Annotated in this window: 6 protein-coding genes; 1 reads left to right on the top strand and 5 read right to left on the bottom strand. The window is 71.5% G+C overall.

From position 1 onward, the window contains the following. The coding region (locus GXP76_RS31260; RefSeq protein ID WP_242574993.1) for a glycosyltransferase at positions 1-888 on the top strand (888 nt) is incomplete at its 5' end. Between the two features lie 305 nt (positions 889-1193). On the opposite strand, the gene GXP76_RS31255 is transcribed toward GXP76_RS31260, so the two are convergent. The 5 genes from GXP76_RS31255 to GXP76_RS31235 form a co-directional block, all read right to left on the bottom strand. Continuing rightward, a complete protein-coding gene (locus GXP76_RS31255) occupies positions 1194-3434 on the bottom strand; it encodes a bifunctional glycosyltransferase family 2 protein/CDP-glycerol:glycerophosphate glycerophosphotransferase (RefSeq protein WP_242574992.1) in 2241 nt (746 codons plus the stop codon). A gap of 138 nt (positions 3435-3572) precedes the next feature. Continuing rightward, entirely contained in the window at positions 3573-4490 is a 918-nt protein-coding gene (locus GXP76_RS31250; protein ID WP_242574991.1) for a carbohydrate ABC transporter permease, read from the bottom strand. Beyond that, on the bottom strand, positions 4487-5851 hold the full coding sequence (locus GXP76_RS31245) for a carbohydrate ABC transporter permease (RefSeq protein WP_374363274.1): 1365 nt from the start codon (positions 5849-5851) through the stop codon (positions 4487-4489). The genes GXP76_RS31250 and GXP76_RS31245 overlap by 4 nt, the downstream gene beginning before the upstream one ends. Before the next feature lie 4 nt (positions 5852-5855). Next, positions 5856-7250: an ABC transporter substrate-binding protein gene (locus GXP76_RS31240; protein WP_242574990.1), complete on the bottom strand. Its 1395-nt coding sequence runs from the start codon at positions 7248-7250 to the stop codon at positions 5856-5858. 323 nt (positions 7251-7573) lie between these two features. After that, a partial coding sequence (locus tag GXP76_RS31235; RefSeq protein ID WP_277994025.1) for an FtsK/SpoIIIE domain-containing protein occupies positions 7574-9642 on the bottom strand: 2069 nt, incomplete at its 5' end.

Here is a 9642-nt window from a genome sequence, read left to right as displayed (position 1 = left end):
CGTGAGGCGGTCAGGGTCGCGGGCAAGCGGCGGGCCGTCGCCCGTCTCTCGGAGATCTTCCGGGCGGCCGGGCCCGGCGCGCTGGTGATCGTCACCCAGGTCTGGCCGATGGAGTGGGTCCTGGAGGCCGACACCACGGGTCTGCGGCTGATCGGGATGAGCCACGAGTCGTACGAGTACAGCAGACGGTGCCACCGCTTCCGCTGGATCAAGAACAGCTATCCGCACGTCGACCGCTGGCTCACCCTCACCCAGGAGGACGCGGACGCCTGGATCGCGGAGGGCTTCGACAACGTCGGCGCCATGCCCAACGCGCTGGGCTCGCTGCCGAAGACGCCCTCCGCGCGCACCGGGAAGAACGTCGCCAGCATCGGCAGGCTGGACGACCAGAAGGGCATCGACCTGCTCCTGGAGAGCTGGGCCTCGGTGACCGGGGAGCGGCCCGGCTGGCGTCTGCGGATCTACGGCGCCGGCCAGGACGAGGGGGCGCTGAAGGAGCGGTGCACGGCGCTCGGGCTGGACGGGTCGGTCGACTGGATGGGCCGTACGGACGACGTACCGGGCGCGCTGGCCGAGTGCTCCGTCTTCGTCCAGTCCTCGCGGGGTGAAGGCTTCCCGCTGGCGCTCATGGAGGCCATGGCGAGCGGGGTGCCGTGCGCGGCGTTCGACTGCGCGCCGGGCGTCAGGGAGATCGTCAGGGACGGCGAGGACGGGCTGCTGGCGCCGCCGGGCGACACGGACGCGCTGGCCGACCGGCTGCTGCGCCTGACGGGCAACCGCCGGCTGCGGGACACCCTGGGGGACCGGGCCCGGGAGAACGTCCAGCGGTACTCCCAGGACGAGATCCTGCGCCGCTGGCACGAACTGTTCGCACTGCTGGACCGCTAGGCCGTGTCCGACACATGGCGCCGTCCGCCCGCAGGGGGACGGCTGGTGCGGTGCGTCGCAAGGCGGAGGGCCGGCCTCGCACCGGGTGTACTCGGCGCGTCCTCGGACCCGGCCACGTACGGCCGGTCCCTCCACAACGCCCGTCCCGCGCCTCGCGACGCACCGCACTACGGGACATCAGCCGCTCCACGGCGGGCGCGAGCCGGTGCCTCGCGGGCGGACGGCGCCGAGTTCCGGACACACCCCAGTGCCCTTCTTCCCGATCACCGGCCGGGCCGCTTTCGCGGCCCGGCCGGTGCCGGTTCTCAGCGGCCCGCGTCCGACAAGTTCCGTCCGTGCCGTTGCTGGGGCAGCAGGGGTGAGGGCGCCGGGGTGCGGTCCTCCAGCGGGACCGGCTCCGGCAGGCCCGTCGTCTCGCCGAGGAACACCCGGCGCACCACGCGCTCGGCCGCCAGCCCGTCGTCGTACGGACAGAACCGCGCCCGGAAGGCCGCCCGGAGCTGCGCCGAGCGGGAGCCGCGCCAGTGGTCCGTGGTGAAGATGTCGATCAGGTCGTCCTCGTCCCGGGCCACCGCGCCCGGCGGGAAGGCCCGGACGTCGAAGTAGGTGCCGCGGGCCGCCTCGTACGCCTCCCAGTCGTCGATGTGGATGACGACGGGCCGGTCCAGGTTCACGTAGTCGAACATCAGCGACGAGTAGTCGGTGACGAGCGCGTCGGCGGCCAGGCACAGCGACTCGACCCGGTGGTGCCCCGAGACGTCGATGATGCGCGGGTGCGGCGTGTGCGGCAGCGGCGCCTCGTACGTGTGGTGGGCGCGGGTCAGCACCACGAAGCGCGGACCGAGCGCCTGGGCGAGCCGCTCCAGGTCCAGCGGGACGTACGGGGTGCGCCGGTAGTCGCGCTGCGTGGGCGCGTACAGCACGGCGGTGAAGCCCTCGGGGATGCCCAGGGACTCCCGCAGCCGGGCGACGTCGGTCGAAGTGGCGTGCTGGAACACGTCGTTGCGGGGATAGCCGTATTCGAGCGCCGTGTGACCGGCCGGATACGCCTTCTCCCAGACGAGGGTGGAGTGACGGTTCGCCGAGAGGGAGAAGTCCCACTGGTCGACCCCCGTCAGCAGCCGGTCGAACTCGGTCCGGCGGGCGGCGGCCGGATGGTCCTGGAGGTCGAGGCCCATGGACTTGAGCGGGGTGCCGTGGTGCGTCTGGAGGAGGATCTGCTGCGGGCGCTTGACTAGGCGCCGGTCGAAGTTGACGTTGTTCACGAGGTACTTGTCGCGGGCGAGCGCCGTCCAGTAGCCGAAGCTGTCGGGGCGCAGCCTGCGGGTGCCGGTGGGCACGGTGTGGTGGTACTCGGCGCGGCCGATCCACGACGTGCCGATGTGCGGGGCGAGTTCGCGCACCTTCTCCTCGATGGCCGCCGGGTTGCAGGCGTAGCCCCGGCCGTCGTACGCGGCGAAGACCGCCCTGTTCTCCCGCACCGGCAGGCACCGTTGCATCCGGTAGTGCAGGTGCAGCGTCCCCGTGCGCACGGCCCGGCCCAGGGCCGTGGCGACCTGCCGGGCGCCCATCCGCACGCGCTGTGCCGTCCACAGGGCGCGGTACGTGCGGTGGGCGCCGAACCGCAGCAGCGTGTGACGCAGCCGGGCCCGCAGCAGCGGCGCGGAGCCGGGGGTGCGGTGCCTGCGGTGGTGGGCGCGGGCCCGGCGGAAGAACTCGGGGCGGCTGTGGCGCGGCAGCCGCCCCCGTACGGCGACGAGCTTGGAGAAGTGGTCGAGCATCCGCCGGAACAGCACGGGGCGCCAGTCGTCCAGGCCGGGCCGTGAGTCGATGAACGCGAAGACCCGGTCGTACTGGTCGAAGATGTCGAAGTGCTTGCGGCTGGTGGTGGACAGGATGTTCCCCTGTCGCCGCTGCCGGTAGTGCACGCAGACGCGGTCGAGCGTCGCGATCGACTCGGCGGCCATCAGCGCGGGGAAGGTCCAGGGCGTGTCCTCGTAGTAGCCGGGCGGGAAGGCGAATCCCTGCCGGGCGATGTACTCGCGGCGGTAGGCCTTGTTCCAGACGACCATCAGCACCCTCAGCAGGCCCGGCCTGTCGATCAGCCGGAAGGGCGCGGGGCCGGACTCGTCGAGCAGGTCGGAGAGGATGTTGCGGACGACCTCGCCCGACCAGTACGTACGGGCGTAGTCGTAGACGAGGACGTCGGGGCCGTCCGTCTCCTTGAGCCGGTCGGCGATCGTCTGGAGCGCGCCCGGGGTGAGGGTGTCGTCGCCGTCGAGGAAGATCAGGTAGTCACCGGTGGCTCGGGCGATGCCGGCGTTGCGGGCGGGGCCGAGGCCCTCGTTCTCCGGGAGGTGCACGGCGACGACACGCGGGTCGGCGGCCGCGACTTCGTCGATGATCGTCCCGCAGGCGTCGGGTGATCCGTCGTCCACGGCGATGAGTTCGAAGTCCTCGTACGTCTGGCCGAGCACCGACCGCAGACACTCCTGCAGGTATGCCTGGACCTTGTACGCGGGGACGATGATGCTGAACCGGGCCATGGCTCGGGAACGGCCGATGGAGTGACCTGGTTACGCCAGACGTGGCATACGGGGGACAAATACGCCGGGCGGACCGGTAGTTGAACCGGCCCGCCCCTTTTGGCGTACTTCTCCCTCGAACGGGTGCCCGAGGTGGCCCTACTTGACCGCCCCGGCCATGACGCCCGTGACGAACTGCCGCTGGAACAGGAAGAAGACGGCCAGCGGGATGATCATCGACAGGAAGGCGCCGGGCGCCAGCACGTCGATGTTGTTGCCGAACTGCCTCACCTGCTGCTGCAGGGCGACCGTGATCGGCGGGGACTCGGAGTCCGCGAAGATCAGGGCCACCAGCATGTCGTTCCAGACCCAGAGGAACTGGAAGATGCCGAGCGAGGCGATCGCCGGACCGCCGAGCGGCATCACGACACGGGCGAAGAGCCGGATCTCGCCCGCGCCGTCGAGGCGCGCCGCCTCCAGGAGTTCGCGCGGGATCTGCGCGAAGAAGTTGCGCAGCAGGAAGATCGCGAAGGGGAGTCCGAAGGCGACGTGGAACATCACCACGCCGAAGGTCGTCTCGAAGATCCCGATCTCGCCGAAGAGTTCGGAGACGGGGATGAGCGCGACCTGGACCGGGACCACCAGCAGGCCCACGACCAGCATGAACCACCAGTCGCGGCCCGGGAAGTCCATCCACGCGAAGGCGTAACCCGCGAGCGCGCCGATCACCACGACCAGCACGGTCGACGGGACCGTGATCATCACCGTGGACCAGAGGGAGTTGGTGATGATGTCGTTGGACAGCAGCTCCGAGTAGTTCTCGGTGGTGAGCTGCGCCGGCTTCGTGAAGACCTCCCACCAGCCGCTCGCCGCGATGTCCGACGAGCCGCGCAGCGAGGAGATCAGCAGACCGATCGTCGGCATCATCCAGAACAGGGCGACCAGGATGAGGAAGACCTGGACGGCCCCGCTGCCGGCCTTCTCGGCGATCCGGGCCGCCAGGGACGGCTTCGGCTTGCCCGTCGTGTCGGCGGGCAGCGACCGCTCCGCCTTGACCGGTGTGTCGGTGGTAGTCATCGGCGGTTCTCCTCTCGTATCCGGCGAATGTTGAAGAGCATCACCGGGATCACGAGCAGCAGGAGGAATACGGCGATCGCGCTGCCCACGCCGACGTTGGCGTCCGTGCCGAACGACGAGCGGTAGAGCTGGAGCGCCAGCACGTTCGCGTCGTCCTGGGAGGAGCCTGGCGCGATGATCAGGACCAGGTCGAAGATCTTCAGCACATTGATCATCAGGGTGACCATCACGACGGCCAGGACCGGCGCGAGCAGCGGCACGGTGATCCGGCGGAACACCTGCCACTCGTTCGCGCCGTCGACCCGTGCGGCCTCCAGGAGTTCACGCGGCATGCTCGCCAGACCCGCACCGATCAGCACCATCGCGAAGCCCGCCCACATCCACAGGTAGCTGCCGATGATCGCGGGGGTGACGAGGTTCGGGCCGAGCCAGTCCACGCCGTTGTACGGCTCCCTGAAGTTGCTCTCGGGGAGCTGGAGTACGGCTCCGTCGGCCGATGCCGGCAGGGTGAACGTACCGTCGGAGGCGGCGCTGGCGGACGCGACGACCTTGCCGTCCTTGACCGCCTCGATCTTGAGACCGGGCAGGCCGAGTTCCTTGGAGTCGACGACGTTGGGCTTGCCGCCGCCGCCCTTGGTGAAGTCCAGCCAGGCGGTGCCGGTGATCTCGCCGCCACCGCTCGCGGCCGCCTCGGCCGGCTCGGCGTCCGACGGCATTTTGCCCGCGGGCACGCCGACCAGCGGGATCAGCACCGGGGTGCCGGCCGTGACCGGCGTCTTGGTGACGAACGAACCCTTGGCCTCGCCCGCCTTCAGCGGATGCACCGGCAGGGGGCGGGCCTTCGGATAACCGGCCGACTCGTTGAAGGTGTCGTGCACGCCCACGGCGACGGCGTTGGCGATGCCGCGCTCCGGGGCCTGCTCGTACACCAGCCGGAAGATGATGCCCGACGCGAGCATCGAGATCGCCATCGGCATGAAGACGATCAGCTTGAACGCCGTTCCCCAGCGCACCCGTTCGGTGAGTACGGCGAAGATCAGACCGAGGGCGGTGGCGACCGTCGGTGCCACGATCACCCAGATCAAGTTGTTCTTGATCGCGGTCCGGATGGTGTCCTCGGTGAATATCTCCACATAGTTGTCGAAGCCCGCGAAAGCGTCGCCGGACTGGTCGAAGAACGACCTGTAGACGGAGAACCCGATCGGGTAGACCACGAGCGCGCCCAGCAGCACCAGCGCGGGCAGCAGGAACGCCACCGCGAAGCCTTTACGTGTGCCTGTCACGCTCTTGCGCTTCCCCTTGGCAGGGGGCGGGGGCCCCGGCACCGAAGTGCCGGTGCCCCCTGTTGTCGCCGACTTCACCGCGTCAGCTCTTGAATGCCTTGGCGGCGTCCGACTCCAGCTGCTGCTGGGCGCCCTTGACGTCCTTCGGGTTCTTCAGGAAGTCCTGGAGGGCCTTCCACTCGCCCTTGCCGGGCGTACCGCCGAACGACTGCGGCATCTGGTCCGACATGTCGAAGCGGAAGTCGTCACCGGCGTCGATGAGCGCCTTGGCGATGTCACGCTGCACGTCGTTCGGGTACGCCTTGCCGTCCAGGCCCTTGTTCGGCGAGATGAAGCCGCCGAGCTTCGCCTGGATCTCCGCGGCGTCCGTGGAGGCCAGGAAGGTCAGCAGCGCCTGCGCGCCCTTGCTGTCCGTGAGCGCCACGGCCGCGTCACCACCGGTCACCACCGGGGAGTCGCTGCCCACGGCCGGGAAGGGGAAGACCTTCGCGTCCGTACCGACCTTGGCGCCGGCCTCGGTGACGTTGACGCCGGCGAAGTCCGCGGCGAAGACCATGCCGGCCTTCGGCGCGTCACCACCGGTGAACGTCTGGGTCACGGAGGCGGGGAACTCGGTCTGGAGCGCGCCGTTGGCACCACCGGCGACCAGGGCGGGCTTGCCCCACAGCTCGGCGAGCGTCGTCAGCGCGGTGGCCACCGACGGGTCGGTCCACTTGATCTCGTGCTTGGCCAGCTGGTCGTACTTCTCCGGACCGGCCTGCGACAGGTAGACGTTCTCGAACCAGTCGGTGAGCGTCCAGCCGTCGGCGCCGCCGACCGAGACCGGGGTGACGCCCGACGCCGAGATCGTCTCCGCGGTCGTCAGGAACTCCTTCCAGGTCTTCGGCTCGGCCGCGCCCGCGTTCTCGAAGGCCGTGTTGTTGTACCAGACCAGCGACTTGTTGGCGGCCTTGTAGTAGACACCGTACTGCTCGCCGTCGACGGCGCCGAGGTCCTGCCAGCCCTTGCTGTAGTTCTTCGCCAGCTGCGCCTTCGCCTCGGCGCCCACGGGCTTGGCCCACTTCTTCTCGACGGCCTGGGTGATGGCGCCGACCTGCGGGAGCATCGCCACGTCGGGCGGGCTGCCACCGGCGATCTTCGTGCCGAGGAAGTTGACGATCGGGTCCTGCGCGGGGACGAAGGTGACGGTCGCCCCGGTGCGCTTCTCGAACTCGTCGAGGACCTTGGTGAAGTTCTCCTGCTCGGCCCCGGTCCACACCGCGGCCACTTCGATCTTCTCGCCGTCCAGCTTGGGCAGCTCGACCGTCGAGGCGGGCTTCTTGCTCTCGGCCCCGTCGTCACCCTTGTCGTCGGAACCGCCGCCGCAGCCGGAGAGCACCACGGCGCCGACGACTGCGGCCGCCACCGCCGCTCTCTGTGTACCCCATGCCGCTGAGCGTGCTCCAAAAGCCTTGCGGCCGTTAAGAGTTGTACGCATGACTGCCCCGTCTCTCCAGTGCGCGTGCGGATCTTGACGCATGTTTACGCATGCGGACCGGCGCCCCGAGCGAGTCGACGACGCCGTCCATGTCCCGTGCGGTAAGTCCTACGCGCCGTGACCGCAGGCCGCAATACTGTCCTGGGCTTCAATTCGAAGATCGTGATGGGCTCGTGACGTCGTTTACGGACGTAGCGGGTTTTTCAGAGATGTGAAGGCACGGCGAGGTGCCGAGGTCTGGACCAAAAAGCGCTCCGACCTCAGGATGTCCGCTTTCGGCCAGCGGTCGGCGGGCCCGGCGACCACCCCGTCGTCCGGCTCCGTCAGACCGGCCCCAGCGGTCCCACGGGCACCGCCGAGACCGAACGGGCCGCTCTTTCCAGGGCACTTGCGAGCAGCGCCAGATCCGTCGGTCCGTTGCCCAGCTCGCGCACCGGCCGACGCGCCGGCGGATCGCCCATGCGCTCCCACTCCAGGGGGACGACCGTCGGCCGCAGCGTCGCCGTACGGGGGATCCGGCCGGTCACCCGGCCGCCCTGGAACGGCGTCACCCGGCCGTCCGGATGCCCGAGCCTGCCGCGCCCCGGCAGCGGGTCGTCCGGGCCGGGCGACACCGGCGGTGTGTCCAGCACCACCCGCAGCCGGGTCCGGCCGGCCAGCTCCGTCTCCGAGGTCCGCTCGGGACGGGCGGACGTCGCGACCAGATGGACGCCCAGGCGCTCGCCGTCGCGCGCCACCGCCTCCAGCGCCCGTACGACCGAACCGGCCGTCGGGCGGCCCGGACTGCCCAGCGCGGGCGCGACCAGGGCGTCGTAGTCGTCGACGAGGACGATGAGCCGCGGGAGGACGGGGCCGGGTCCGGGTTCGCCGCGGGTACGGGACGCGGTCGGCCGCAGCCTCAGGGTGCCGCCGTCCGTCTCGCCGGGGCCGGCGCCGGGCGGCTGCTCGGCCTCGCCGGGCCGGGCGGCCGGTGTACCCGTCCCGGCGGCCGGCCGCGCGCCGTCCTGCCGCTCGGCGCGCTCACGCCGCGCACCGCGCTGCTCGGCGGGGCTCGGCGCGCGCTGGCCCACCATCCGCTCGGCCACCTCACGTCTGTTGTGCCACTCGGCGAAGTCCAGCCGCCCCAGCACCTCGGCGCGCCGCTTCAGCTCCGCCCCCAGCGCCTGCGCGAACTCCCGCATCCGGACCGGGTCCGACGCCACCAGGTGCTCGGTCACGTGTGGCAGCTCCGTACAGGCCACCAGCCCCTCGCCGCGCTCACCGCCCGCGCCGTCCACCAGGAGCAGGCCCAGCCTGTCCGGGCGGCCACCGGCGGCCAGGGAGGCCGCGACGGCCCGCAGCAGCTCCGTACGGCCGCTGCCCGCCGGCCCCTCGATCAGCAGGTGCGGGCCCTCCTCCACCAGATCCACCGTCACCGGGCCGTGCGGCCCCGTGCCCAGGACCGTGGTGCTGCCCGCCGCCGATGCCCAGCGCGCCAGCAGGGACGCCGGGGTCGCCCGCGCCAGCCCCAGCTCGTCCAGCAGCCGCGCCGTACGGGGCAGCGCCGCCGCCTGTCTGCGCCGCCCGGCGGCGGAACCGCCCGCCTCCGTACGGAGCGGGGCCAGCGCCCGGCCGAAACGGTCGGCCCACGCGGGGGACACCGCGTCCACCGTCGCGACCGTGCCGCTCCCGGCGGGCCGGCCCACCGCCGTACGCACCAGCCGCAGCGCCGTCGCCACGTCGCCGCTCAGCAAGGCCACCGCCCCGCACTCCCGGAAGGCCGTCGAGGCCGCGCACGCCGTCTCGTAGGTCGCCGCCAGCGGGGAGACGGGGGACGCCGCGGGCGTCTCGGCCAGACAGATCACATGGACACCGGCCACGGAGCCCGCACCGGCCAGCCGCGCCGTGGTCTCGCGCAGGGCCGCCGAGCCGGGGTCGCCGTCCACGACCACCAGCGTGGACGTCCCCTCGTACCGCGCGGCCGCGTCGGCCACGGACCCGCTGTCGGCCGACGCCCACGCCGCGCCGAGCGGCCCGTCGTCCAGCCGGCGTGTCAGCTCGCCCAGCCGGGCTGCGGCCTGATCCCGGTCGTAGGCGAGGAGCAGCCGGCAGTCCTGGCCGTGGGCCGGCCGTGCGTGCGGCAGCCAGCCGAGCCAGCCCCACTCCCGCTTGCGCTGCTCCAGGCCTCTCGTCCGGTCGGCGCTGATCAGCACGATCTCCAGATCGGCGGGGGAGTGCAGGGCGGCGAGCTGCGCCACGGCAGACCTGGCGAGACCGGTCAGCCGCTCGCGGGGGCCCGCGAGACCGAGCGAACCGGCCTCGCGCAGGCTCACCGTCACGGGCACCGAGGGCAGCGGACCCGACCCGTCGGGGGACGGCCGCTCCGTCGTGCCCAGCCGCAGGACCAGCGATT

Source organism: Streptomyces sp. NP-1717 (genome assembly GCF_022695985.1).
Lineage (GTDB): Bacteria > Actinomycetota > Actinomycetes > Streptomycetales > Streptomycetaceae > Streptomyces.
The sequence above is the reverse complement of the archived record's forward strand: the minus strand, read 5'-3'. Positions and strand labels throughout refer to the sequence as shown.